The organism is Agrococcus sp. DT81.2, assembly GCF_049844935.1.
Lineage (GTDB): Bacteria > Actinomycetota > Actinomycetes > Actinomycetales > Microbacteriaceae > Agrococcus.
The window spans coordinates 12248-37668 of sequence record NZ_JBNCLZ010000006.1 but is presented as its reverse complement, the minus strand read 5'-3'; the positions used below and the strand labels follow the sequence as shown (position 1 = coordinate 37668).

The 25421-nt window shown below is 69.9% G+C and carries 28 protein-coding genes; 16 read left to right on the top strand and 12 right to left on the bottom strand.

Annotated features, from left to right (window positions below):
• Positions 1-6 precede the first annotated feature (6 nt).
• Together ACLQ21_RS12035 and ACLQ21_RS12030 are read right to left on the bottom strand one after the other, a co-directional pair.
• Positions 7-1143 (bottom strand): sensor histidine kinase, encoded by a 1137-nt coding sequence (locus tag ACLQ21_RS12035; RefSeq protein ID WP_425663982.1) that lies wholly within the window; start codon positions 1141-1143, stop codon positions 7-9.
• Positions 1140-1832: a response regulator gene (locus ACLQ21_RS12030; protein WP_425663980.1), complete on the bottom strand. Its 693-nt coding sequence runs from the start codon at positions 1830-1832 to the stop codon at positions 1140-1142. The genes ACLQ21_RS12035 and ACLQ21_RS12030 overlap by 4 nt, the downstream gene beginning before the upstream one ends.
• A gap of 118 nt (positions 1833-1950) precedes the next feature.
• On the opposite strand from ACLQ21_RS12030, the gene ACLQ21_RS12025 reads away from it, so the two are divergent.
• The 13 genes from ACLQ21_RS12025 to ACLQ21_RS11965 all read left to right on the top strand — a co-directional run bounded on the left by ACLQ21_RS12025 (position 1951) and on the right by ACLQ21_RS11965 (position 15289).
• Positions 1951-3210 (top strand): heparan-alpha-glucosaminide N-acetyltransferase domain-containing protein, encoded by a 1260-nt coding sequence (locus tag ACLQ21_RS12025; RefSeq protein WP_425663978.1) that lies wholly within the window; start codon positions 1951-1953, stop codon positions 3208-3210.
• Between the two features lie 725 nt (positions 3211-3935).
• A complete protein-coding gene (locus ACLQ21_RS12020) occupies positions 3936-4331 on the top strand; it encodes a hypothetical protein (RefSeq protein ID WP_425663976.1) in 396 nt (131 codons plus the stop codon).
• Between the two features lie 167 nt (positions 4332-4498).
• A complete protein-coding gene (locus ACLQ21_RS12015; RefSeq protein ID WP_425663975.1) occupies positions 4499-4837 on the top strand; it encodes a DUF6153 family protein in 339 nt (112 codons plus the stop codon).
• A gap of 73 nt (positions 4838-4910) precedes the next feature.
• Positions 4911-5555 (top strand): DUF305 domain-containing protein, encoded by a 645-nt coding sequence (locus ACLQ21_RS12010; RefSeq protein WP_425663973.1) that lies wholly within the window; start codon positions 4911-4913, stop codon positions 5553-5555.
• An 81-nt stretch (positions 5556-5636) separates the two neighbouring features.
• Complete coding sequence (locus ACLQ21_RS12005; protein WP_425663971.1) at positions 5637-6494, top strand: WD40/YVTN/BNR-like repeat-containing protein; 858 nt, start codon at positions 5637-5639, stop codon at positions 6492-6494.
• Positions 6495-6625: 131 nt separating this feature from the next.
• Positions 6626-6934, top strand: a complete 309-nt coding sequence (locus tag ACLQ21_RS12000) for a hypothetical protein (protein WP_425663970.1) — start codon at positions 6626-6628, stop codon at positions 6932-6934.
• 62 nt (positions 6935-6996) lie between these two features.
• Positions 6997-9246 carry a heavy metal translocating P-type ATPase gene (locus ACLQ21_RS11995; protein ID WP_425663968.1) on the top strand — a complete coding sequence of 750 codons (2250 nt, stop codon included), beginning with the start codon at positions 6997-6999 and terminating at the stop codon, positions 9244-9246.
• 198 nt (positions 9247-9444) lie between these two features.
• Entirely contained in the window at positions 9445-10044 is a 600-nt protein-coding gene (locus ACLQ21_RS11990; RefSeq protein WP_425663966.1) for a TlpA family protein disulfide reductase, read from the top strand.
• Entirely contained in the window at positions 10041-10802 is a 762-nt protein-coding gene (locus tag ACLQ21_RS11985) for a cytochrome c biogenesis CcdA family protein (RefSeq protein ID WP_425663965.1), read from the top strand. Before ACLQ21_RS11990 ends, ACLQ21_RS11985 begins: the two co-directional genes overlap by 4 nt.
• Positions 10786-12396, top strand: coding sequence for a cytochrome c biogenesis protein ResB (gene resB, locus ACLQ21_RS11980; RefSeq protein WP_425663964.1), 1611 nt, complete (start codon positions 10786-10788; stop codon positions 12394-12396). The genes ACLQ21_RS11985 and resB overlap by 17 nt, the downstream gene beginning before the upstream one ends.
• Positions 12393-13415 (top strand): c-type cytochrome biogenesis protein CcsB, encoded by a 1023-nt coding sequence (gene ccsB / locus ACLQ21_RS11975; protein WP_425663963.1) that lies wholly within the window; start codon positions 12393-12395, stop codon positions 13413-13415. The genes resB and ccsB overlap by 4 nt, the downstream gene beginning before the upstream one ends.
• Before the next feature lie 503 nt (positions 13416-13918).
• Complete coding sequence (locus ACLQ21_RS11970) at positions 13919-14902, top strand: peptidoglycan DD-metalloendopeptidase family protein (RefSeq protein WP_425663962.1); 984 nt, start codon at positions 13919-13921, stop codon at positions 14900-14902.
• A 180-nt stretch (positions 14903-15082) separates the two neighbouring features.
• Positions 15083-15289 (top strand): hypothetical protein, encoded by a 207-nt coding sequence (locus ACLQ21_RS11965; protein ID WP_425663961.1) that lies wholly within the window; start codon positions 15083-15085, stop codon positions 15287-15289.
• 328 nt (positions 15290-15617) lie between these two features.
• On the opposite strand, the gene ACLQ21_RS11960 is transcribed toward ACLQ21_RS11965, so the two are convergent.
• The 8 genes from ACLQ21_RS11960 to ACLQ21_RS11925 all read right to left on the bottom strand — a co-directional run bounded on the left by ACLQ21_RS11960 (position 15618) and on the right by ACLQ21_RS11925 (position 22212).
• Entirely contained in the window at positions 15618-15836 is a 219-nt protein-coding gene (locus ACLQ21_RS11960) for an IS3 family transposase (RefSeq protein ID WP_425663960.1), read from the bottom strand.
• A 1231-nt stretch (positions 15837-17067) separates the two neighbouring features.
• Positions 17068-17571, bottom strand: a complete 504-nt coding sequence (locus ACLQ21_RS11955; RefSeq protein WP_425663959.1) for a hypothetical protein — start codon at positions 17569-17571, stop codon at positions 17068-17070.
• Between the two features lie 94 nt (positions 17572-17665).
• The gene (locus tag ACLQ21_RS11950; protein ID WP_425663958.1) at positions 17666-18232 is read right to left on the bottom strand and encodes an RNA polymerase sigma factor; all 567 of its coding nucleotides are present in this window, start codon (positions 18230-18232) and stop codon (positions 17666-17668) included.
• A gap of 470 nt (positions 18233-18702) precedes the next feature.
• Positions 18703-19152, bottom strand: a complete 450-nt coding sequence (locus ACLQ21_RS11945; RefSeq protein WP_425663956.1) for a hypothetical protein — start codon at positions 19150-19152, stop codon at positions 18703-18705.
• Between the two features lie 53 nt (positions 19153-19205).
• Positions 19206-19433 (bottom strand): hypothetical protein, encoded by a 228-nt coding sequence (locus ACLQ21_RS11940; protein ID WP_425663955.1) that lies wholly within the window; start codon positions 19431-19433, stop codon positions 19206-19208.
• 218 nt (positions 19434-19651) lie between these two features.
• Positions 19652-20476: an NlpC/P60 family protein gene (locus ACLQ21_RS11935; protein ID WP_425663954.1), complete on the bottom strand. Its 825-nt coding sequence runs from the start codon at positions 20474-20476 to the stop codon at positions 19652-19654.
• Between the two features lie 101 nt (positions 20477-20577).
• On the bottom strand, positions 20578-21393 hold the full coding sequence (locus ACLQ21_RS11930; protein ID WP_425663953.1) for a C40 family peptidase: 816 nt from the start codon (positions 21391-21393) through the stop codon (positions 20578-20580).
• 147 nt (positions 21394-21540) lie between these two features.
• A complete protein-coding gene (locus ACLQ21_RS11925; protein ID WP_425663951.1) occupies positions 21541-22212 on the bottom strand; it encodes a metal-dependent transcriptional regulator in 672 nt (223 codons plus the stop codon).
• Positions 22213-22299: 87 nt separating this feature from the next.
• Between ACLQ21_RS11925 and serC the strand changes: the two genes are divergently transcribed.
• Genes serC through ACLQ21_RS11910 form a run of 3 tightly spaced genes read left to right on the top strand, consistent with a single transcriptional unit; the run spans position 22300 to position 24240 of the window.
• Positions 22300-23400, top strand: coding sequence for a phosphoserine transaminase (gene serC / locus ACLQ21_RS11920; RefSeq protein ID WP_425663950.1), 1101 nt, complete (start codon positions 22300-22302; stop codon positions 23398-23400).
• A gap of 38 nt (positions 23401-23438) precedes the next feature.
• Complete coding sequence (locus tag ACLQ21_RS11915) at positions 23439-23933, top strand: helix-turn-helix domain-containing protein (protein ID WP_425663948.1); 495 nt, start codon at positions 23439-23441, stop codon at positions 23931-23933.
• Complete coding sequence (locus ACLQ21_RS11910; protein ID WP_425663947.1) at positions 23854-24240, top strand: DUF86 domain-containing protein; 387 nt, start codon at positions 23854-23856, stop codon at positions 24238-24240. The genes ACLQ21_RS11915 and ACLQ21_RS11910 overlap by 80 nt, the downstream gene beginning before the upstream one ends.
• Here ACLQ21_RS11910 and ACLQ21_RS11905 read toward each other — a convergent pair.
• Positions 24237-25025, bottom strand: a complete 789-nt coding sequence (locus ACLQ21_RS11905; protein ID WP_425663945.1) for a DUF3027 domain-containing protein — start codon at positions 25023-25025, stop codon at positions 24237-24239. The genes ACLQ21_RS11910 and ACLQ21_RS11905 overlap by 4 nt on opposite strands.
• Positions 25009-25386 (bottom strand): cold-shock protein, encoded by a 378-nt coding sequence (locus ACLQ21_RS11900; protein WP_425663943.1) that lies wholly within the window; start codon positions 25384-25386, stop codon positions 25009-25011. The genes ACLQ21_RS11905 and ACLQ21_RS11900 overlap by 17 nt, the downstream gene beginning before the upstream one ends.
• Between the last annotated feature and the right edge of the window lie 35 nt (positions 25387-25421).

Genomic DNA, 25421 nt, shown 5'->3' with positions numbered 1-25421 from the left:
TCCGGGTCAAGGCGCCGCAACGCCATGGGCGGGGCTATGCGGATCCGGGAGGGTCGCCTCGAGGAGGAATCCGCCCTCGTCGGTGGGGCCGGCCTCGACACCACCGCCCAACAGCTCAGCACGTTCGCGCAGGCCGGCCAGGCCGTGGCCGCCTGTGGGCAGATCACTCGTGGGCGGCGTCGCGGGCGAACCATTGCGCACTGAGACGTGCAGGCCGGTGCCGCGAGGTCTGATCCTGATGTTGACGGCCGCCCCGGGGGCGTGCTTGCGGATGTTGGTGAGCCCCTCCTGCACCGTGCGGTAGGCAGCGCGCTCCGTGGGTTCGGACCATTCGCGTCCGTTCACGGCATGAAGGTCGACGGTGGCGTTGCTGCCACTGTCTTCCACCAGCCGGGCGATGTCCGCGAGCCGTGGCTGCGGAGCGACGTCGATGGGAGACGTGTCGCTTCGCCGGAGCACTCCGATCATGTGGCGCAGCTCGTCGAGCGTGCGCACGCTGAGCTGTCGGATCGTCTGCGCGCTGGCGCGGACCTCCTCGTTCGGCGCCGTGACGCGGAGGGCACCTGCCTGGACCGCGATCAGGCTGACCTGGTGGGAGACGGCGTCATGCATCTCCCGTGCGAGCCGGGCCCGCTCCTGCGCCAGCACGCGTTCGGCGATCAGCCGTTGCTCCCGATCCTGGCTCGCGCGGATCTCCGCCAGGCTGCTGGAGAGATCTCGCTTGGTCTGGGCGAGCACGCCCAGCGCCACGGGTGCGCCGACGTACACAGCGGTGTAGATGAGACCGAGCAGGTCGACCGTTCCGTGCTCGTGGTCGTACCAGGAGAACTCTGTCAGCGGCCACGGCAGGTAGTACCCGGCCGCTGTGACCAGGGCGGAGACGACGACATGCCACCGGTTCCGGGCCGTCGCCGCGATGGTGTAGAGCGCCGCCAGGGGCGCGATCAAGACGTACGCGACGAAGAGAGCGGGCAGGCTCAGCCCGAACGAGAGGTACGGCCAGCGGCGGCGTACCGCCAGACCGAGCGCGGCGACGACGGAGAGCGCCATCGGCGCGCCACCCTCGCGAGCCGAGCTGAAGGTGGCGTCGAGCAGCGCTAGGACGACGAGGGCGACGTCGATGGCGGCTGGCGGCACCCTCACGGCGCTCGCCTCCGTTCCGATCGGGGCCGGCCGGCCAGACCGGCATCACGCGCGATGATCGCCGCTTGGACACGGTTGGTGACGGCCAGCTTCGTCAGCACCGCGCTGACGTGGTCTTTCACGGTGGACGGGCTCAGGTGCAGACGCCGGGCGATCTCCGCGTTCCCCAGCCCTTGCCCGACGAGCGCGAGTACGTCGCGCTCCCGCGGGGTCATCGTGTCGATGCCCGCTGGCACCGGCGCGTCGCTGCTCCTGGTCAGGTAGCCGGTGATCACCGTGTCGGTGACCTTCGGCGACAGCACCTTGCCGCCAGCGGCCATCACCCGGACCGCCTGGACGAGGTGGTCCGGTTCAGTGTCCTTCAGCAGGAACCCCGCTGCGCCGAGACTCAGCGCCTGCGAGATGTGCTCACCGGTGTCGAAGGTCGTCAGCATGGCCACAGCCGGAGCATGCGCCCATCCGGAGAGCTCTCGTAAGATGGTCAGCCCGTCGACCTGCGGCATCCGCAGGTCGAGCAGGACCACATCAGGGCGATAGCGCTGGATCTGCTCGATCCCGCGCACGCCGTCGCAGGTCGAGACCACTTCGATGTCGGCAGCCGCGGCCAGGATCAGCTGGAAGCCGGATCGGACGAGGGCCTCATCGTCGATCACCATCACGCGGATCGCGTCACGGAATCGCCCAGCCATCCCCTCATCATGGTCGGTCGAAGCCGATGACGGAGTTGCCGCACCCCCGCCGATCGGCGGGGGTGCACCAGCCGAAGCGGGGATGCGCAGCGGGCCGATAGCGGTCCAGTGTTCATGCATGGCCACCCCCGAAACTCTTCCGAACACTACCTCCGCAGCGGTGAAGCAGCGACTGGTGGGCGTCGACGCCACCCGCGGCATCGCCCTGCTCGGGATGATGGCAGTGCACGCGCTTTGGTCCTCCGACGCGGAGGGGCACGTGACATGGACCTACGACCTCGCAGCCGGGCGATCGGCCGCGACATTCGCCGTCCTGGCCGGTGTCGGCATCGCCTTCATGACCGGCCGTCGCAAGGTAGTGGGACCCGACCGCAAGGGCGTGGCCGTATCGCTGGCGACGCGGGCTGCGCTCATCGGGCTCATCGGTCTCGCGCTCGGCTACGCCGATTCCGACGTCATGTCGGTGATCCTGGTGTACTACGCGGTGCTGTTCGTCCTCGCTATCCCGCTGACGTTCCTGCCCAGCTGGGCGCTGGCGGTCACCGGGACTGCCATCGCACTCGGGATGCCCGTCGCCAGCCACCTCCTGCGCCCCGGTCTGCCCGAGTCGTCCGGGGTCAACCCGTCGTTCGATTATCTGCTCTCCCATCCGGTCGACCTGCTCACAGAACTGACACTGACCGGGGTCTACCCCGCGCTGCCCTGGATGGCCTACATCTGCGCAGGCCTGCTGGTCGGACGTCTGCGCCTATCCTCGCCGCGGGTCGCGCTCAAGCTCCTGGTCTTCGGCGCCGCCGCGGCGGCGGCTGCGGCCGCCGGGTCCTGGTGGGCGTTGCGTTCGCTGGGCGGACGGGATCAGCTGTACGCGACAGCAGGGGAGGCCGGCATCACGGCCGACGAGGTCACCGAGATGCTGATCTGGGGGACGGGCGGCACCACGCCTACAACCACGTGGTGGTGGCTCGCCACCGACGCCCCCCACACCACCACCCCTCTGGACCTGCTGCACACCACCGGCGTCGCGGTGGCCCTTCTCGGCGCCCTGCTCCTCCTCGCAGCCTTCGGGGCCCGCCATAGCCCTGCCCTCGTGACCGGACTACAGACGCTGGGCGCGGCGGGCGGGATGACGCTGACGCTCTACAGCGCGCACATCGTATTCATGAACTCCCCGCTCGACGTCTTCGACGCCACCACCGGCTACCTGGTCCAGGTTCTGGCAGCGCTGCTCTTCGCGCACGTCTGGCACCGGAAAGTGGGGCGCGGCCCCCTCGAGACGGTCGTCACCGAAGCCGCCCAGGGGGCCCGCCGAGCAGTGATGCCGCGGGAGCACTCCCAGCCTCGCGAGCAGCCGGAGCCGCGCAAGCGTCGCGAGCGATAACGCACCGCACAGCGTCATCGATCTCAAGAGATCCGCCTCTCGATGCCCCGACGGTGGGCTGGTCGAACGAGACCGCGCCCTTTCCATGCGCGTGCTGAAAGGCGTCGATGACTGCCCTGTCTCCCGGGCGCGTAGACCGTAAGACCGGACGCCTCGGCGGACCGGGGCGCAGGAGATGGCTGACGGCGGGCATCCCGATCACGCTGGCCGTCCCGGTGACCGCCAGAGCCCAATAGGGCAGGAACGTCAGCGGGATGGCCAGCACGAACACACGGCGTAGTAGATCCTGAACCGATATCCGGCGGCGGCACATCCCCGATTCGGGTCGTCCACCCCCGCCGTTCGGCGGGAGCCGATCCGCCCTGGGACGCTCGAATCTGGGCGGGCGGCCGGGCGCTCCGGGTGGCCGCCGCGGGACGCGGTGGCCCGGGTCGTTTGGCAAGCTGCCGATAGCGCACCGGGCATGACCCACGGCCGTCTTCCATGGAGCGGCCCTGGATGGTTGATCCCTGGTTCAGTGCGCAGTCATCACCGATACTCACGAGCGTCTTCTCGGGCATGGTGCATCCTGCGTCGTACAGACGCTTGCCGACCTTGACCCCCAACATTCTCCAGATCATGGGCTTCAACGGAGTCCCATTGAAGGGTGGTACGACGAGTAGCTTCCATAGCCGTTCGTGCCGCCAGAAGTACCGGTCGTAGATGGAGCAGTATTGCGGCCTGAGGTGCCGGAAGCCCATGACCGAACGCTCGACCAGCACGGTGAAAAGTACGCGGAACACGAGGAAGGCGACCGCGAAGGCGCCTGCGAGCAGACCGAGGACGCTGTGCGTCGACACGGCAACGGCGGCGGTGAGGGTGCCCGCGAACAGCAGGACCCAACGCACGGCCAGGAACAGCGCCATGCTCAGGATGTTGTGCCTGTTCTTGGCCCGAAGAAAGCGGTGCCGATCGACGGCCCGATCACGCGCGCAATGCTGGAGGCGTGCCGGGCGGCGTGCCGAGCGTGCGCAGAGGAGTGCGAGCGCCACGCGGACATGCACGAGCACTGCCGGATCTGCGCCGACGCATGTCGACGCTGTGAAACGGCGTCTGCCGACCTGCTGGCCACGCTGACCTGAACGGACCGGGCGTCGGGCGGCGACGTGCAGCCCGACGCCCCGCCGCCTGCTCGACCGAGGGTTAGCATGGACTGACGGCAGCAGGAGGTGATGACATGCACGCGTTGCGACGCATGACCCGCCCCGTCGCCGTCAGCACTCGCACGATGCTTGCTCTGATCCTCGGGGTGACCGCCGTCATCGTGGGGATGCTCGCCATGCACATCCTCGCCGGCGAGCCAGCGGGGGCGCACCAGGGCGGCGCTCCCCACAGCGACGTGCAAGCCGTCGCCGTGGAAGCCGCCCATCCCCCCGGTGCGGTCGACTGCGCCGCCGCCGGGTGCGAAGGCGTGGGAGCGATGGCAGCGAGCTGCATGCTGGCCCTGATCGCGCTGACGCTGGTCATCCGCATCGCGCCGGTGCGCTTGACGCTGTCGTCGACCGCTCCCCCGTCGGCGCCCAGCAGCCACCCGGATCGGCCGCAGCCCCGGCCATCGCTCGTCGAACTCTCGATCAGCCGGACTTGATCGCCCGCCTCGACCGCACCAGTTGCGGTCGACCTCCGGCGACCCAATGCCACTTCGATCGAGAGAGACCACATTGAACACGACGACCCGCGCGCTCGCTGCGAGCGTGTTCGCGACCGCGCTGCTGCTCACCGGCTGCGCCACCGCGACCGAGCCCCAGCAGGCCGAGGTGCAGCCCAGCGCATCGACATCCTCGCCCTCGCCCTCGCCCTCTCCCTCTCCCTCGCACTCGAGGAGTGCGACGGACTTCAACCAGGACGACGTCATGTTCGCCATGAACATGGTCGCGCATCATCAGCAGGCGATCGAGATGTCGGACATGCTGCTCGCCAAGTCCGACGTCGATGAGCGCGTCGCGGCGCTCGCGGAGCGGATTCGGACGGCACAGCAGCCGGAGATCGAGGAGATGACCGCGATGCTCGAGGGATGGGGCATCGAGCTCTCCGACGATGCTTCCGGCTCGCACCATGACGTGGGTGGCGGCGACGGGGGCATGATGTCGGAAGACGACATGGCTGCGCTCGAGGCCGAGTCCGGCCCCGAGGCGTCGAGCCTGTTCCTCGAGCAGATGATCGTGCACCACGAGGGCGCCGTCGAGATGGCGGAGGCCGAGATCGACAGCGGGATCGATTCGGATGCGCTTGCCCTCGCAGAGCGCATCACGAGCGATCAGGCATCTGAGATCGCCGAGATGCAGGCGCTGCTCGACGAGCTGTGACCGGTGGGGCTAGGGCGACGGTGCACGCGTCGCCCCAGCCCGCTCACGACCAATTCAGCACTCGAGCAACCGAAACGGATCATGCACTCCTCCTACTCACACCGCCGCCGCCGCGCGATTGCGGCGGCCGCCACCTGCACCGCCGTCGCCGCGCTCACGGCGGCGTGCGCTTCCCCTGCGGCAACCGCCGACGCACTCACCGACGACAATCACATCCACGAGCTGCTCCCCAGCGCCGATGGCGGGTCGCTGCTCGTCGCCTCGCACAACGGACTCTTCACCGTGGACCTCTCGAGCGAGGAGGTGGAAGGCCCCATCGGTGAGCACAGCATCGATCTGATGGGCCTGACCGTCGCCGGCGAGTCGCTCTTGGCTTCCGGCCATCCCGGCACGACTGGGCCGCAGCACCTCGAGGGGCCGAACGTCGGACTCATCCGCAGCGACGACCTGGGCGAGAACTGGGAAGCCGTCTCGCTTGGCGGCATCGCTGACTTCCATGCGCTGACCTTCGACCAGGCCACCGGATCGGTCATCGGCTCCCACGCCGGGCAGCTCCTCATCAGCGAGGACATGGGTTCGACGTGGCGCCAGGGCGCCGCGGCCGACGCGTACGACCTGCTCGCGACCGACCACGGGCTGCTCATGACGACCTTCACCGGTCTGCAGCGGAGCCAAGACGACGGAGGAACGTTCCGACCGGTCGAAGACGCGCCAGCCGTTGTGCTGATCGCCTCCGCGGGCGACACCGTCGTCGGCGTCGATGTCGACGGCACGCTGTGGCAGACCGACTCGAGCGACCAGTGGAGCGCAGTCGGCACCGCCCCCGAGCAGGTGTTCGCGCTGACATCGTTGGACAGCGGCGATCTGGTCGTCGCCACGAGGTCGGGGCTGCAGCGCACCAGCGATCTGGGCCAGACCTGGCACCCCCTGCCCGCTTGACCGGGTGGCGCGGAGGCCGAGGCGCCCTTGCCCACGGCCGCCGCTTACCCTAGTGTGTCTATACCCCCGGGGGGTATCTTCGCGGGGCCGCAGGCCGAGACATGAGGCCATTGTCCGAGAGGGAGCAGACCATGTGCGATGCGAGCACCATTCACCACCACCATGACGCCGACGACCACCGGGCCGACCACGCTCATGGTCACGGTCACCACGATCACGGTGTGCACCACGACCACGGCACCGGTGGGGAGGCCGCTAACCCGACCGCCGTAGCCGACGACCAGGTCGCCGAGTGCCCAGTCATGGCCGGCAGTAGCGTCGTCAAGGCCGAGGCCGAGGCCGCAGGCCTCGTCCGCGAGTTCGACGGCAACCGCTATTACCTCTGCTGCGCGGCCTGCGGCCCGCTGTTCGACGCAGACCCGCGCAAGTACGCCGCCTGACGCTGGCGCTTCAGCACCGTTCCAAGCAAGATCCGCATCGCTCGACCCGAAATGAGCAGGCCATGAACCACTCGCACGACCGCGCCACCAACCCGCCAAGCCACGAGCAGCACGGGCACCGCCCGCATGGATCGGTCGGGGCGCAGCCCGACAGTGAAGGGTCAGACCACGCCGTCCACTCGGGTGACGCCATGCATCAGCAGCGCGAGCAGACGACGGTGCGCGGAACTGCGGTCGCCGATGCTCAGGCGAACGGCCATGGACACGCGAGCATGGAGCACGGCGCGCCGGGCGGGCACGGTCACGACACGGCGGGCGGTCACGTCGGTCATGGCGACCATGTCGGGCAGTTCCGGCGCCTGTTCTGGATCATGCTGGCGCTCGCGATCCCGACCGTTGCGCTGTCCGGCATGTTCGGGATGATCGTCGGGTACGAAGTGCCCGACGTCGCTGGCTTGGCATGGGTCTCCCCGGTGCTCGGCACGGTGATGTACGTGTGGGGAGGCAAGCCGTTCCTCGTCGGCGCAGTCAGCGAGATCCGGGACCGTCGGCCCGGCATGATGCTCCTCATCGGGCTCGCGATCACCGTCGCGTTCATCTCCTCCTGGGGTGCCACACTGGGCCTCCTGCACCACGAGCTCGACTTCTGGTGGGAGCTTGCGCTCCTGATCGTCATCATGCTCCTGGGCCACTGGATGGAGATGCGCTCCCTCGCGCAGACGTCCTCTGCCCTCGACTCGCTGGCAGCGCTGCTGCCGGACGAGGCGGAGCGCATCGAGGAGGGCGAGATCGTGAGAGTCTCGCCCTCCGACCTCGTCGTCGGCGACATCGCCGTGGTCCGGCCCGGCGGAAGCGTGCCGGCTGACGGCAGGATCGTGGACGGGCGTGCGGCGATGGACGAGTCCATGGTCACCGGCGAGTCCCAGACGGTCTCTCGAACGGTGGGTGACCACGTCACCGCCGGCACCGTCGCCACCGATTCGGGCCTCCGCATCGAAGTGACCGCAACCGGCGACGACACCGCGCTCGCCGGTATCCAGCGCCTGGTCGCCGACGCGCAGAGCTCCTCGTCGCGAGCGCAGCGCCTCGCTGACCGAGCGGCGGGGTGGCTCTTCTGGTTCGCTCTCGGCGCAGCCGCGTTGACAGCCCTCGTCTGGACGGTCGTCGGGTTCCCCGACGCAGCCGTGATCCGGACCATCACCGTGCTCGTCATCGCCTGCCCGCACGCGCTCGGCCTGGCCATCCCGCTCGTCGTCTCCATCGCGACCGAGCGTGCCGCTCGAGGCGGCGTGCTCGTGAAGGACCGCCTGGCACTGGAGAGCATGCGCACCGTGGACACGGTGCTGTTCGACAAGACGGGCACGCTGACCAAGGGTGAGCCGACGGTGACCGACATCGCCGTCGTGGATGGCCACGATGCGGAACTCGTGCTCGGGCTGGCAGCCGCTGCGGAGTCCGACAGCGAGCACCCGCTCGCCAAGGCGATCGTGCACGCCGCTGCCGCCAAGGATCTCGTCGTCCCGCGCAGCAGCGACTTCGCGTCGTCCCCTGCCGTCGGGGTCACCGCGACCGTCAATGGGACGACCGTCCGCGTCGGCGGGCCACACCTGCTCACCGAAGAACGAGCGGATGAGCTCGACATCGCCAACCGGTGGCGGGCTGACGGCGCGATCATCCTCCACGTCATCCAGGACGGCGCCGTCATCGGCGCGCTCAAGCTCGCCGACGAGATCCGCTCGGAGTCCCGTGACGCGATCGATGCACTGCACGCCCTCGGCGTGCAGGTCGTGATGATCACGGGTGACGCCGAAGCCGTGGCTCGCTCAGTCTCCGAGGAGCTGGGCATCGATCGGTTCTTCGCGGGCGTCCGTCCGGAGGACAAGGCCGCGAAGGTGCAGTCGCTGCAGCGGGAGGGTCGGAAGGTCGCGATGGTCGGGGACGGCGTCAACGACGCTCCCGCGCTTGCTCAAGCGGATGTCGGGCTGGCGATCGGCGCGGGCACCGATGTCGCCATCGCATCCGCCGGCGTGGTCCTCGCGAGCGACGACCCGCGGTCGGTGCTGTCGGTCATGGAGCTGTCCCGCGCCGCCTACCGGAAGATGAAGCAGAACCTCTGGTGGGCGGCCGGCTACAACCTGATGTCGGTCCCTCTCGCCGCCGGCGTTCTTGCACCCATCGGGTTCGTGCTGCCGATGTCCGTCGGCGCCATCCTGATGTCGCTGTCCACGATCGTGGTCGCGCTGAACGCGCAGCTCCTGCGTCGGCTCGACCTGCGCCCGGCATCGAGCACGCAGTCCATCCTGCGCCGATGAGCGCAGCCTGACCAGGCCCGGTAGGCTGGTATCGGTGCCCGCCGGACGCTCGGCTAAGGCAAAGCAGGTGGCGCACCCCGCAGGTCTCGACGTCGGACCGAATCCCGCCCCCGGGATCCGCCAGCGCGTCTGCGGTCGCCACCCAACGGATCCTACGGCGCAGGTCAGCGTGTCGAGTACAGATCCTTGGAGGGCGAGATGAGTGGCACGGTCCGACTGAACGCGACGGTTCGTTCCGGGTTGGCGGCAGCGGTCGCGGCGGGCGCGCTGGTGCTCGCCGGGTGCGTCAGCGCGGACGGCGTGGCCGGTCGGGTCGGCGATGCCGGCTACATCGCCGGCGACGGCATCGTCACGGAGATCGCGCTCGAGGACCGCATCACTCCCGGGGACTTCAGCGGACCGCTCGTCATGGGCGGGCAGTTCGACTCGGCCGACCTCGACGGCGTGACGCTGGTCAACTTCTGGTACGCCGCCTGCCCGCCCTGTCGGGTCGAGGCGCCGGTGCTCGCGGAGCTGTACGCCGAGTATGGCGATCGGGTGGACTTCATCGGCGTCAACGTGCGCGACGGGGCCGCGCAGGCCGCGTCGTTCGAGCAGGAGTTCGACATCGAGTACCCCTCGATCCTCGACGACCAGACCTCCGAAGGCCAGCTGGCGTTCGCGGGCCTCATCGCTCCCAACGCTGTTCCGTCCACGATCATCCTGGACACCGAGGGCCGCGTGGCGGCCCGCGTCTCGGGCGCGGTGAGCGATGCGAGCATCCTCTCGACCCTCTTGCGAGAGGAGCTCGAGCGGTGAGCGTCGAGCTCGTCCAGGCCCTCGGCTTCGACCCCGGCGCTGCGGTGCTGAGCGGCCAGCTGCTCGTCTCGGTGCCGATCGCGCTGCTCGCGGGGCTCGTCTCGTTCGCCAGCCCCTGCATCCTGCCACTCATCCCCGGCTATCTCGGGCTGATGGGATCGCTGATCGGAGAGCAGGGCGGACGCGCTCGGCTCGTCACCGGAGTCGCGCTGTTCGTCGCCGGCTTCACGGCGGTCTTCGTCCTCGGTACCGCGCTCGTGGGAGTCGTCAGCTCGTTCCTGCTCGCCTGGTCCTCGCTGCTCGTGCGGATCCTGGGCGTGCTGATGATCCTGCTCGGGCTGGTGTTCGTCGGGCAGTTCGGGATGCTGCAGCGCGTCTGGAAGCCGCAGCAGCTGCGGTCGGGCGGCATGTGGACCGCACCGCTGGTCGGGGTGATCTTCGCTCTCGGCTGGACCCCGTGCTCGGGCCCGACGCTCGCGGCCATCAGCGCCCTCACGGTGACGACCGGCAGCGCCGGGCAGGGGGCGATCCTCGGGTTCGCCTACGCCCTGGGGCTGGGGATCCCGTTCCTGCTCCTCGCGGCGGGGCTCGGCTGGATGGGGTCCGCGATGGCGTGGATGCGTCGTCACGTGCGTGCGATCAACATCGGCGGCGGGGTCACGATGATGGCCATCGGCGTGCTGATGGTGTCCGGCGTCTGGGACGCCATCATGAACGAGATGCAGGGGTGGATCGCCTCGTATGTCACGATTCTCTGAATCAGACCCGCTGCGCCCGCGCGACCACGTCGACGGGCACGAGCCGGCCGAGCGCACGCCCGGCGGCCCGACGCTCGGCGTCCGCGGCTGGGCGCGCTTCATGTGGCGCCAGCTCACCTCGATGCGCACCGCCATCGTGCTGCTGCTGCTGCTCGCCGTCGCCGCGATCCCCGGCAGCCTCGTGCCGCAGCGCTCGTCAGACCCGAACGGCGTCATCCAGGTCCGGGAGAACCGCCCCGACCTGGTCTGGCTCTACGACGCGCTCTCGCTCCATGACGTCTACTCGAGCCCGTGGTTCTCGGCCATCTACCTCCTGCTGTTCACGTCGCTCGTGGGATGCGTCATCCCGCGGCTCGCGCATCACTGGAAGGCGATGCGGGCGCTGCCGCCGCGCACCCCCGCGCGACTCTCGCGGCTGGTCGGTTTCCAGACCATCGCGGGCGACGCATCCGACCTCGACCGCGCCGACCGCGTGCTGCGCCGGCTCGGCTATCGCACCACGCGCTACGGCGAGTCCGTGTCAGCCGAGCGCGGGTACCTGCGCGAGACGGGCAACCTGCTCTTCCACATCTCGATGCTGGCGATGATCCTGATCGTGGGGATCGGATCAGGCTTCGGCTACTCGGGGCAGCGGCTGCTCGTCGAGGGTCGCAGCTTCGCCAACACGCTCTCGAGCTACGACACGTTCACTCCCGGCCAATGGTCGGACGATGGCGCGCTCGAGCCGTTCTCCGTACGCCTCGACGAGCTGGACGTGGTGTACGAGACCGAGAATCGCAACGCGATGGGCGCCCCGCTGGACTTCACCGCGCATGTCACCGTCGACGAGCCGACCGGGGAGCGGGCAGCGCAGATCAAGGTCAACGAGCCCCTCGACGTCACGGGAGCTGACCTCTACCTCATCTCCAACGGGTACGCCCCGCGCATCTCGGTGCGCGACCCCGACGGCACCGTCGTCTACGACGAGTACACGCCGTTCCTCGCGCAGGACGACATGATGACGAGCCTCGGCGTGATGAAGCTGCCCGACGGGCTCGATGAGCAGCTGGGGCTGCGCGGCTTCTTCTATCCCACTGCCGTGCAGCTCGAGACCGGGGCACTCGCATCCGGCTACACCGACCTGGTCAATCCCGTGCTCTCACTGCAGGCGTTCACAGGCGACCTCGGACTCGACGCAGGGATCCCGCGCTCGGTCTATGCGCTCGACACCGACGGCCTGACGCAGGTCGCCGGCGGCGACGCAGCGACGGACGCGCTCACCCTCGCGCTCGGCGAGTCGGTCGAGCTCCCCGGCGGGCTGGGCACCCTCAGCTTCGACGACGTCGTGCGCTACGGCGTCATCGAGGTGCACGTGGACTACACGCAGACGGCGGTCTTCTGGACCACGCTCGTGCTGGTCGCATCGCTGCTCGCGTCCCTCCTCATCCCGCGCCGGCGCCTCTGGGTCAAGGCGACCGCAGAGGGGCTCGAGCTCGCCGGTCTCGCCCGCGGAGAGGACCCGACGCTCGAGCGCGCGGTCGACGACCTCGCGAAGCGCCTTGACGCGCAGGGGGCGCCCACGCGCCGCCCGCCCCGAGAAAGGACTCCACGATGACCACGGATCAATGGGATGCGGCTGCTCTGCTCGCCGTGTATTCAGCCATGGCGGTCTACACGCTCGCCTTCATCGCCTTCGCGATCGATATCGCGAAGCGCTCGACGGTCAAGACCGCACCTGCGAGAGAGCTCGTCAGCGTCGGCGCGGGCGCCCCGACGGGCGCGAGCGAGGCGGCACCGAGCGGCGCGGCCGGAGCCGGTCGCGGCGCTCGGATCGGTTTCGTGCTCACCGTCCTCGGCTGGGCGGTCCAGCTGCTGGGGACGGTGCTCCGTGGCGTCGCCGCGGGCCGGGTGCCCTGGGCGAACATGTACGAGTTCGCGCTCACCGGCGTCGCCGTCATCGTCGGCGTCTTCGTGCTCTCGCGGCTGTGGAGGGACCTCACGTTCCTCGGGGTGTTCATCACGGGCCTCGCGGTCCTCTTCCTCGGCACCGCCACGGTGAACTTCTACATCCCACCCACGCCCCTGCCGCCGGCGCTCCAGACCTACTGGCTCGTCATCCATGTCTTCGTCGCCACGCTCGCCACCGGCTTCTTCGCGCTCGGGTCGAGCCTCAGCATCCTGCAACTGGTCAAGGAACGGCGCACGAACGGCTTCCTGCGGTCGCTGCCGAGCACGGAGCAGCTCGAGGACCTCGCCTACCGCGTCGGCGTGATCGGCTTCATCTTCTGGACCTTCACCCTCATCGCCGGCGCCATCTGGGCCGAGCACGCGTGGGGCCGATACTGGGGCTGGGACACGAAGGAGGTCTGGACCTTCATCATCTGGGTGATCTACGCCGGCTACATCCACGCCCGCGCGACGCGCGGCTGGCGCGGCTCCCGCTCCGCGTGGCTGCAGCTCGTCGGCTTCGCCGCGGTCATCTTCAACTTCACCGTCGTCAACCTCTTCTTCAAGGGTCTTCACGCATACTCCGGTCTGGTCAACAACTCGCCCAGCGCCGATGACGCTCCGATACAGCTGGTGATGGCGTGGGGCACGGCCGCGGCGAGGTACGCGATGCCGACCCTGTCGTAGCGGCCGCGGAGGCCGCGCCGGCGCGCGAGGTGGCCCGATGGGCGCGACGGCGTAGCGGGTGGCCGGTTTCCGGCTCCACGCCGGCGGTCTGCAGCGGCACGAACCCCTCGCGGGCGCTTCGCATGAGCCGCGTCGCGGCCTTGCCAGACCGTTACGGATTCGTTACCATGGAAAGTCGAACCGCGCGATGGGTGCGCCCTGCTCCGATCTCCGCTCGGAGTGCTCCTCCGTCCGGCGTCCCCGCCGTTCGCTGGACAGGTGCCGTTCGCTCGACGACCTAGATTCAGAGGATGGCATCCAGCGTGACCCAGCACCCGGCGCGAGCGCTCGACTCGACGGACGAGGGCGCTTCCCGCCCCTCAAGGGAACAGCTCGCCTCTCGCCGGATCGCACGTGAGCACGAGCGCCTGGAAGCCGCCATCGCTCGTACGGCTGCGGAAGGCCGAAGCGGCCATGCGAAGGTCGTCGAAGGGTCGCCGCCGATCTACCTCACGCGCCGAGCGATGCGCGACGCCGCCAGCCGCACAGCGGAGAGCCTCGAGGTCAATGTCGCCGAGGACACGTTCGTCGCACCTCGCATCGAGGTCGACGCACCGGCGCTCGGCAACGGAGGTCAGCACGTGCCGGCGCCGCGTCCCGCAATCCGCCGCATCCAGCCTGCGGCGATGCGCGCGCCGGTCGCGTCGTCGCCAGCGAGGGCTCCGCGCGGGGCGCGTCGTCTCGCCCGCAAGATCACCGCGGGCGCGTCGCTGCTGTTCATCGGCTCCCTCGTCGTCGTGACGTCGCTGCCCGCTCAGGCCGTGCCGGTGCGCGACGACCTCGACCCGGTCATAGCTCAGCTGGACCCCGAGACGCAGTCCCTCGCCCCTGTCTCCGCGGAGCCCACGGCTCTGCTCGCCCGCGACGACATCGTGGTGCGCGACCCCGTCGAGGTTGCGCGCGCCGCGCCCGACGAGCTCGCCGCGCTGCAGTCCGTGGCCGACTCGGAGCCCGCCGGCTCCTCCTACGGCGGCGAGCCCGCGTTCCCGCGCGTGTGGAGCATGCTCGAGACCGACTACGTCCAGACGCCCTTCCCGAGTCTCGCGCAGCTGCCGATCTCGAGCCCCTTCGGGTACCGGTCCGGCGGCTTCCACGGTGGCACCGACATCCCGCTCCCTGCCGGACAGGAGATCCGCCCGATCGCCAATGGCGTCGTCTCAGAGGTGTGGCAGGGGAACAACCCCGGAGGCGGGGGGTACGCGGTGTTCATCGACCACAACATCAACGGGCAGTTCGTCCAGTCCTGGTACGCCCACATGGTCCCCGGCTCGATCCGCGTGGAGGTCGGCCAGGTGGTCGACATCACGACCGTGATCGGCGAAGTGGGCAGTTCAGGCCGATCGACCGGTCCTCACCTGCACCTCGAGATGAAGAACAGCGACTACGTGTCGTTCGACCCGGTGCTATGGCTGCAGACCCGCGAGACGAATCTGGAGAGCGGGTACTAGACCTTCCGCAACGGCCAGAGTTGGTCGAGCTCGTCGACCATCGGCAGCCCTCGCATCCACGAGTGACTCGCTGCGATGCGGACTGGCTTTCCTCGTCGTCCACCCCGGCACGGAGCCTCGGCGCCCCGACCCTCGCCAGCAGCGGGTGGATGCGTTTCGCGTCGCCGCGAGCTCGGCCGCATGCCCCGCGTCGGCATTGACGACCAGCACGCCCACCCGCCCATGCTGATCCTCGCCGACGACCACACCGACACCGTCACGAACCAGCAGACCGGGAAGCCCTCCCCGACCTCGTTGTCGGAGCAGTTGCCCGTGCGGGACATGGACTGGACCGCCCTGCCCTTGAGGATCTGCCGCCACGAGGCGTCCTGGTACTGGAAGCTCTGATCCGAGTGCACGAGCGGCCGCTGTCCGGGCTCCAGCGTCGCGATCGCTGCCTCGAGGGCGGTTCGTCAGCTCCAGCGTCGGCGCGACGCCGCGCGAGTAGGCGACGATCTTCCGCTCGTGCAGGTTCGCCACGGGCGAGAGGAACGCCTCCGTCTCGCCGACGCGGAACTCCGTGACATCCGTGACCCACTTCTGACTCGGCTGCTCCGCATCGAATTGGGGCGACCTTGCCGACCTCGCCCTTGAACGAGACGAGGCGGCGCGCGCGCACCTTGCTCTTGAGGCCCAGCCGCTGCATCAGCTTCAGCACCGTATTCTTCGCCACCGCCTAGCCATCGCGGCGCAGCACCGCGTGGACGCGCCGATGCCCGTAGCGGCCCTTCGCCGCCTCGAAGGCGGCACGAATCGCGGCTTCCAGGCCCGCCTGCAGATCGGGTTGAGCGACCCTGCTCTGGTGGTAGAAGAACGTCGACCGGGCCAGGCCGGCGACCTGCAGCACCTCGAGTCGATGCTCGGCCTTGCGGGAGATGACGGCCGCAGCACTCACTCCGGCGCTTGCTCCCTCAAGCCCTTCAGGTCCCCCAGGTAGGCGACCCTCGCCCGCAGCAACTCGTTCTCCTGCCGCAGTCGCTCCAGCTCGCTCTCACCGCCCTCGTCGGGCTCCGAGGGCCGCTGCGTCAGCCGACCGGCTTGGGGCGAAGTCCGTCCGATCCGTCGCGGCGGAAGTCGCTCACCCTGCGCTGCAGCAGCTTCACGAACGAATACGCTCGCGGAGCGGTCCTGCCATCCATGAGCGCGCCCTGCCCCTGATAGGCCAGCGTCGATACAGGGCGCTTCACCGGATCTCGAGCGACGCCAAGCCTCGTGGCGGTCGACCAAGACCCATGGCCCTGCTCGAACCACGTCATCGCCGCCTCACGCTGCTGTTCAGACAGCGAACTCCGTCGGTCCATACGACAACTCCCCGGAAGTCGGAACTGAGATTCTCAGTCCAGCTACCGGGGAGCAGTTCAATGCCGAGGCTTCTGACGACGCGGAACATCGATGGACGATGTCCCGGCTCATCATGGAGTGCCCCTGGAGGTGTCAGGATCCGCGCAATAGGTCTCACTTGATAGGCCTCTGCTCAGTCTCGTCATCGGTCACGGCCGCTAGCATGTCCCGTGCTCGCGTCGCCGTCCTGATGATGGTCTCGAACCGGCTGACGGTGACCGCCGCGGTGGCCGGGTACGGCATCTCTGGTCGTCACCCGCACCGGCTGTTGATCCGCTACCGGGACGGCGAGATCGACGCCGTCGAGCTCCGCGCGCGCCCTGCAGCAGACCGCAGCGACATCCCGGAGGTCCGTGACCGGATCGTCGCGCTCCGCCGGGCGCTCAGCGGCCAGGGCGGCGATGCTGGCCGACTTCGATCGACCGGCACCTGGAGCGCGAAGGCATGGCGGCGCCATCGACCTCCACGATCCGCCGGAGCCTGCACGAGGCTGGCTGGTCACGCCCGAGCCGCGCAAGCGGCCACGGTCGTCGAGGATCCGGTTCGAGGCGGCGCAGCCCAACGAGACCTGGCAGTCGGACTTCACCCATTGGGATCTCGCCGACGGCAGCGACGTCGAGATCCTCAGCATGCTCGACGACCACTCCCCTCTTCAGGGACGGCCACGGCACAGTGCTGCTTCAGGGAACGCTGCAGCGGTCGCAGTGACCGCCGTCGCGTTCCGATACAGATGGGACGAATCCGCGCACTGCTTCCGTCGGCCCTCCCTCGCAGGCGGGCGCGGATCAGCCGGGAAATGCTGCGTCGTAGACCGCGCGGAGCTCGGCATCGTCGACCCCCGTGACGCCGCAGCCGGTGATCGTGCCATCGACTGCGCCGACGAGGTAGCGCTGGCCGACCGCGAAGGGCACGCCCGAGAAATCGGAGGTCACCGCGTCGACCTGCGTCACCTCCACACGGTCGGCGACGTCGCCGACGAAGCGCTCCGTGACCTCCAGCAAGACGGTGTCGGCCTGGATCTGCACCACCGTCGCGGCGAAGGCCTGCTCCTGCGCCGCGACGGTCGCCGGCTCGAGCACGAGGCAGCTGCCGCTCGCGAGGCCTCCGCCCATGGGAGGCTGCAATGTCTCGACGGCGGGTTCTGGGCCGCCGAGGACGAGGGGCGCGACGACTGCGGCGGCGATGGCGAGGCCGGCGGCGACGCCGACCGTCGGCATCCACCGCTGGAATGCGCCTCGCGGCGCCTCGGGGATGGCGGTCGTGACGGCGGTCGGCGACTGGTCGGTCATGATCTGCTCCAATCTGTGGTCGAGCCACATCGGCGAGACAGGGGGCAGCGCGCGGGCGGGATCTGCGGCGCGCAACTGATCGCGCAGCGCACGGTCAGCGTCGTGCATCTTCGCTCCCTTCGTCATGACGTACATGTCCGGCCGGGTTGCCGGATCTCAATAGCTCCTGCTTGAGGCGTGCCTTCGCACGATGCAGGCGGATCGCCGCTGCGTTCGCGCTGATGCCCAGAACGACGGCGATCTGCGGGCTCTTCATCTCGTCCCAAGCCCACAGCCGCAGGATCTCAGCGTCGTCTCGACGCAGGCCGGCGAGAGCGGTGGTCACACGGGCCGCCTCGGCGGTGCCGTCGACGGTGGATGCTCCGGGGTTCTCGTCCGTAGCGGCCGGCGGCGGGTCGATGGCGATGATGCGGCCGATGAGACGGGTGCGGCGACGCTCGGCGCGTTGGGCGTTGCTGAGGCACTGTCGAGCGACGACGATTGCCCAGGGGAGTGCGTCGTCGGGCACGTCGTCGAGCCGGCGCCAGCACACCAGCAGGGTGGCTCCGAACACGTCGTCGGCCGTCGCGGCGTCGGTGCGGCGGCGTAGGTAGCGACGCAGCGGGTCGGCTACGAGCACGACGAGGTCGCGCATCCGCTTCTCGCGCTCGGCGTCGGTCACGACTCCCATACTCAGGCATGTCCGGCAGGAGCATGGGGATTTCATGCGAGGCGCTCGCGCACGGTTCACCCGTGTCAGCTTCCCGCCCAGGGCCGCGTCAATGCCCCGCTGCGTGGCCTCGCGGCCAGAGTGACCTGAATGCTCTGGGGGTAGTCCTTCCCTCTCGCACCGTTGATCCCAGCTGCACCTACTGGCGCAACCCAGTGAGAAGCGCCGGCCGATGGACGGGGATTGAAGAAGAGCAACGATGTCCCGCCTCATCACACGGTGACCCTGGAAGGACTCGAGCCCCAAGCAGCTCCTCAGGACGGAGATGCTCTTCCATTGAGCTGCAGAGGCCAGGCCGGTGGCATGCTCGGCGGGCGCGTGATCCTGCACAGCGTCCGCTGACGCGCGCCTTGCGGAGCAGGTCCTGGACCTCATGAAGCACCCGCCCAGCGACCCCGACAGTGACCCGCCCTCTGCCGAGGTCAGGGCGTCGGACGTGTCGTTCGGCCGCGCCGCCAGCCGTAGCGCGTCAGACCTCGCGGCTTCACCACTGAGAGCACCAAGACCACTGTCAGCACCACCAAGCCGCCGATGGAATGGGGCAGCGTGCCGGTCAGATCGCGCGGATCGGCAGCCGAGCCGGCGGCGACAGCGAGCGCCCGGACGCTCGACGCCTCGATGACCAGGACCGTCGCCGCGAGCACAGTCAGCAGGAGCTTGATCAGCACCCAGTAGTGCTGCAGCAGGCCCCATCGCGAGCCGAGGGCCAGCAGCGTGCCGACGAGGACGGAAGCCGCAGCCGCAGGGAGGATGACGGTGTCCGTCAGCAACGCCATCGCGACGTATGCGGCCTTCACGGTCTCGACGTCACTGCCGGCAGTGGCCACGACATCCAGAGCGAGGTAGGCGATGAGGGCGCCGAACCAGCCCATCGACGTCGCGATGTGCGCGATGAGTACAGCCTTCCGCACTCGTGACGAAAGGATCACATCCACGCGGCCCCGGCTGCGACGACGGTTCCAGGCGCACTCTCGCCCAGGTGACGACCCGGACCGTGGTCGCCACCACTGAGGAGCGCTACCGCGAGCGCAACCAGCAGCACCACACCGACGACCACCGCGCCGGCCTTCACCCACATCGGCGCACCCGGCGGCCGGTCATCGAAGGATCGGCGCGGTCGCTCTTCGGCAGCAGACTGCGACGGCTTCTTCACCGGGCGTCCGCATCCGAACCGCGCGCGCCGTGTTCACCCATCTCTCCATCCTGCCACGGCACGCGGCCTACCGGGAGGCGGACGGCTGCCCCCGGCCCGCGAGTCGACCCGTTCTGGTCAGAGGCGGGCAGGTGAGGCGGGCCGACGGCGCAGGCTCAACGACGAAGCGCCCGTCCCCCTCGAGGGACGGGCGCTTCAGTGAGATCAGGCGGAGCCGATCAGCCTGTGACGTCGTAGAAGACCGGGGCCGAGCCGCCGATGTTCACGCCAGCGACCACCGTGTTGTAGCCGGACCAGCCGCCGTGCACCGCACGGTCGCCGCCGATGTAGATTCCGATGTGCGCCCTGCCGGTGCCGCCGTCGGCGTAGTAGATGATGTCGCCGGGAGAGGCCTGCGCCTGCGAGATGCGCGGACCCAGGTTCCCCAGGTTGCCCATACCGGAGTAGGGCAGGCCCGCGGCCGCGATGGCGCGCCGGACGAGCTGGACGCAGTCCTGCGAGACGCCCACCTGCGCGAGCGCCGCGTTGGCGATGACGCTGCCGGACGCGCCGGCCGAAGGCGCTGCGGGAGCGGGGGCTGCAGCAGCGGAGGGGGACGACGAGGAGGTTCCGGCGTTCGAGCGCGCGGCCGGGGCGGCGGGCTGGGCGGCTGCTGCACGCTGGGCGGCGGCGGCCTGCTCGGCCGCCGCTGCGTCGCGCTGACGCTGCTGCTCGGCGGCGGCTGCGGCCTCGAGCTCGGCACGGATGGCGGCGAGCTCCTCGGCGGTCGTCGCCTGGACCTCGTAGCGGGCGCTGTCGAGCCCGCTCCCACCGGCGGTCACCACGCCGGCGACCGACTGGGCGTCCTGGGCGACCAGCGCGGAGAGCGACTCCTGCGAGCCTGCTTCCGATCCGGTGGCGAAGGCGGGAAGGGCGAGGGGGGTCGCGAGCGCCGCGGCAACGGCGATCACGCCGACTCGACGGGCGCCGCGCACGACGGTAGCGCGGGTGAGGCGCTTCCGACCGGTCGGCTCGATGGGCGTCATCTCGGTAGAGGTCGTCACAGGCTGATACTCCAAAGCGTTCGTTGTAGCGATGCACCACCGAGGCGGCACGTCATCCTACGTTACCAAATCGTTATCTGTTTGTCGACCAGCCCTCAGCTTCAGCCGAAGCGGCGAACCTGAGGGGTGCCGAAGGCGGCCACCATGGCCGCGTAGTTCGAGTACTTGACAGGCTTGCCGCTCGTCGCGGCGTGGATGATCTGGCCGTTGCCGGCGTGGATCGCGACGTGGCCGCTCCACACGAGCAGATCGCCGGGAGCGACGGCGGATGCCGGCACCGGCGTGCCGTAGCCGGCCTGCGCGTTCGACGAGTGCGGCAGGTAGTGGCCCAGCTGGCCATAGACCCACACCGTGAAGCCGGAGCAGTCGAAGCCGGTCGATGGGCTCGTGCCGCCCCAGACGTAGGGCACGCCGAGCTGCGCCTGCGCCAGCCCGACGATCGAGCCGTTGGAGGGCACGTTGACGGCCGCGGGAGCCGCGGCGCTGGCGGTCGCGCCGGCGGCGGGAGCCGCGGCGCTCGGGGTGGTGGCGGCTGCCGCCACCACTGCTGCCGCGGCCTCGCGGGCGGCGGCGAGCTCGGCCTGGCGGGCCTCCTCGGCGGCGCGGGCCGCGGCACGGATCTGCTCGAGCTCAGCGGCGGTCGTGCCGGCGAGCCCGTCGCGAGCGACCGACTCGACGCGGGCGTCGGACGCGACCGCGATCGTCTGCGAGTTCTCGGCGACGACGCTCGCGAGCTGCTCCTGCGTGAACTGCTCGGTCTGCGGGCCGAACGCGGCGGCGGGCAGTGACAGGGCGCCGACCAGGGCGGCTGCGATGCAGACCACGCCGACGCTCTTCGCACCCCGGCGCAGCGAGCCGCCAGCGGGTCGCTCGGCCATCGGTGAGACGGCGATGGCCGTCGAGTGCTGCAACTTCATGTGTCGGTGTTCCCCCAAGAACCTCCCGCGCTCCGCAGTGGGGCGAAGCGGGGTAATCCTCGGGAAGACTAGCCGACCGTTACCAATTCGTCACAATCTCCTCACCTATACGGCGAGCCTCGGTGAACGCTGGAAGGACCCTGGACGTCAGGCGGTCAGGTAGACGTGCTGCGCGAGCTCCAGCGGGAGGTCGATGGCGGCGCCGCCCGTGACGGCGAGGCGGATGCGCTGGCCCATGTCGGTCACGTGCACGCGCGCCCCCGGCACCACGCCGACGGCCTGCAGCTCGGCGAGCCCGTCGACGTCGTCCTGGATCGGCTCGCCGAGCCGGCGGACGACGTGCTCGCCGCGCGCGGTCGTGGCCGGAACGACGCCCGCGAGGAAGGGCTCGGCCGCCGGCAGCCCGAGCTCGGCGAGCCCCGGGATGGGGGTGCCGTAGGGCGACTCGGTCGGGTTGCCGAGCAGCGCGAGCAGCCGCCGCTCCACCTGCTCGCTCATCACGTGCTCCCACCGGCAGGCCTCGTCGTGCACGAGGCTCCAGTCGAGCCCGATGACGTCGGCGAGCAGCCGCTCGGCGAGGCGGTGCTTGCGCAGCACCTGCGTCGCCAGCACGCGGCCCTCCTCGGTGAGGTCGAGGTGGCGGTCGGCCCCGACGATCACGAGGCCGTCGCGCTGCATGCGGTTGATCGTCTGCGAGACCGTGGGGCCGGAGTGGTTGAGGCGCTCGGAGATGCGAGCGCGCAAGGGCGTGATGCCCTCCTCCTCGAGATCGAGGATGGTGCGGAGGTACATCTCTGTCGTATCGACGAGATCTGTCACCCGCAGCTCCTGCTCTCTGTGCTCGCCCGACCCGGCCGTCCGACCTGGCCTCCACCCTATTGTTCCCGCGCTCGTAGGATCGTCTGCGTGAGCGACATCGTCATCCCCCGCGACCTCCTGCCCGCCGACGGCCGTTTCGGCTGCGGACCCTCCAAGGTGCGACCGGAGCAGGTGGCGCGCCTGCAGGCCAGCCTCGACCTGCTCGGCACCAGCCACCGGCAGGCGCCGGTGAAGTCGCTCGTGCGCTCGGTGCGCGAGGGGCTCGGGCAGCTCTTCGCGCTGCCGGAGGGCTACGAGGTGCTGCTCGGCAACGGCGGTTCGACGGCGTTCTGGGACGCCGCCGCCTTCGGCCTCATCGAGCGCCGCTCGCACCACCTCACGTTCGGCGAGTTCGGCGCCAAGTTCGGCAAGGCCGCGGCCGCGCCCTGGCTCGAGGCGCCGAGCATCGCCTCGGCCGAGCCCGGCTCCCGCCCCGAGCTCGAGCCGGTCGAGGGCGTCGACGTCGTCGCCTACCCGCACAACGAGACGTCGACCGGCGTCTTCCACCCCGTCGTGCGCGGACAGGCGGATGCGCTGACGGTCGTCGACGCAACGAGTGCGGCGGGCGGTCTGGCCGTCGACGTCGCCGAGACCGACGTCTACTACTTCGCCCCGCAGAAGAACTTCGCCGCCGACGGCGGCCTGTGGCTTGCGGTCGTCTCCCCCGCCGCGATCGCGCGCATCGAGCGCATCGCCGCATCCGACCGGTACATCCCCGACTTCCTGTCGCTGCAGCAGGCGGTGACGAACTCGCGCCTCGACCAGACGCTCAACACGCCCGCGCTCGCCACGCTGCTGCTGCTCGACGAGCAGGTGCAGTGGATGCTCGGCCAGGGTGGCCTCGACGCGATGGCCGCGCGCACGGCCGAGTCGGCGGCGACGCTCTACGCGTGGGCCGAGGGCCGCGCCGAGGCGACGCCGTTCGTCGCCGACCCCTCCCACCGCTCGAACGTCGTCGTGACGATCGACTTCGACGAGTCGGTCGACGCGGCCGGGCTCGCGAAGTCACTGCGGGCCAACGGCGTCGTCGACACGGAGCCGTACCGCAAGCTCGGCCGCAACCAGCTGCGGGTCGCGACCTTCGCGGCGATCGACCCGAGCGACGTGGTGCAGCTCACGCGCAGTCTCGACTTCCTGCTCGACGGCTGACGACGCCCTCCGATATCCTGTGATATCGGAGGTGGCACGTGCACGGCAGCGCGATCAGAGAGCTGCGGTTGCGCGCTGGGCTGACGCAGCGCGAGCTCGCTGAGCTCTCCGGGATCGCCCAGCCGAACATCGCTGCGTACGAGAACGGCACGCGTCGACCATCCGATCGGATGCTCGCCCGCCTGGAGGCAGCGGCGAAGCCGCGCCCGTCGACCGCGCTCGCTGCACACCGTTCGGAGGTGGAGGGCCTCCTCCGACAGCACAAGGCGTTCAGCGCGAGGATCTTCGGCTCCGTCGCCCGCGACGAGGATCGCCCGGGCAGCGACCTCGATCTGCTCGTCAGGTTCGCGCCCGGCGCTTCCCTCTTCGACCAGGTCGGTCTGGCGCAGGATCTCGAGGACCTGCTCGGCATCGATGTAGACGTGGTCAGCGAAGGCGGGCTCACCGATCGCCATGCCGAGATCCGTGCGCAGGCCCGCCGCTCTGAAGATGCGTCACCAGCCCGACGAGCGCACCCAGCGGACGCTGCGTGACTTCCTGGCGTTCGCCGACCTCGGAGCACGGCTCATAGCCCGTGGTCGAGGAGCTTTCGACGCGGACGAGATGCTCCGGCTCGCCGCCGAGGCGATCCTCCGTCGCATCGGCGAAGCCGTCTCGCGTCTCGACTCGAGCTTCACCGAAGCGCATCCCGAGGTCGCGTGGCGCCGGATGAAGGGCATGCGCAATGTGATCGCGCACGACCATGACCTCGTCGACCACAGCATCCTCTGGAACGCACTGGAGTCGGACCTGCCGCGAGAGGCCGCCGCGATCGCTCGGATCGTCAGCTCGGGGCGCTAGACGCGCGCGTCGTCGGGCTCGGCGTCGCTCTCGGCGACCTCGGCCCAGCCGTCCACCGGCTCGTCCTCGTCCTCGTCCTCGTCGACGAAGTCGTCGTCGAAGTCATCCTCGAGATCCGACTCGAGGTCGGACTCCAGCTCAGCCTCGAGCTCGTCGTCGTCCTCGCCCGCGGCCTCCTTGGCAGCGAGGTAGTCGGCGAGCCGCTCGGACCAGGGCACCCACGCGGGTGCGAGGAGCGAGCCGTCGCCGGGCAGCAGCGCGACCTCGAGCACGGTCGGGCCGCCCTCGACGCCGCGCGAGAGCAGCACGGTCCAGGTCCAGTCGGGGTAGCCGGGCAGCGTCGACGCGTGGCGGATGGCCAGCACCTGCGCCTGGTCGCCGTGGCCGCCCTCGAGCAGCGCGTCGAGCACGTGGCCGACCGAGCCTCGAGGCGTCACCTCGTGGAGCGCGGTGGCGGCGAGCTCGAGCTCCTCGACCGTGGGCGTCGCCGGCACGGGTTCCGGCGCGGGCGCGGGCGCCTCAGCCGGCTCATCCGCGGAGGGCTCGCTCTGCAGATGCAGGGCTTCCGGCTGTTCTGCGGCGTCCGAAGGCGCCACTGCCCCTATATCTGTCTCGGCACCGGTCGCGGATGCGTCGGCGTGTGCGGTCGCGGATGCGTCCACCGGCTCGGGCGCCGATGCGTCGGCCTGCGCGGTCGCGGATGCGTCCACGGGCTCGGGCACCGAAGCGTCGGCGCGCTCGTCGGTCGCCGACTCGCGCTCCGCGGGCTCAGGCGTCGAGGTCATCGGCGACCTTCCGCAGCATCTGCGCGACCGTCGAGCCGTGGGCGGCGCTCGGGTAGCGGCCGCGACGCAGGTCATTGCCGATGGTGTCGAGCAGGCGCACGAGGTCCTCGACGATGATCGCCATGTCCTCGGTGTCGCGGCGCTGCGCGCGCACGGCGGTCGGTCCCCCGACCATCCGCAGCGAGAGCGCCTGCGGGCCGCGGCGACCCTCGGCGATGCCGTACTCGACCTTCGCGCCAGGCTTGATCTGCACGTCGTCGGGCACTGCCGAGGCGTGCAGGAACACTTCCACGCCGTCGTCGCCGGCGATGAAGCCGAAGCCCTTGGCGTCGTCGAAGAACTTCACCCTGCCGGTCGGCATGGCACCCTCCTGCGCTATGCGTGGCGCGGCGCTCT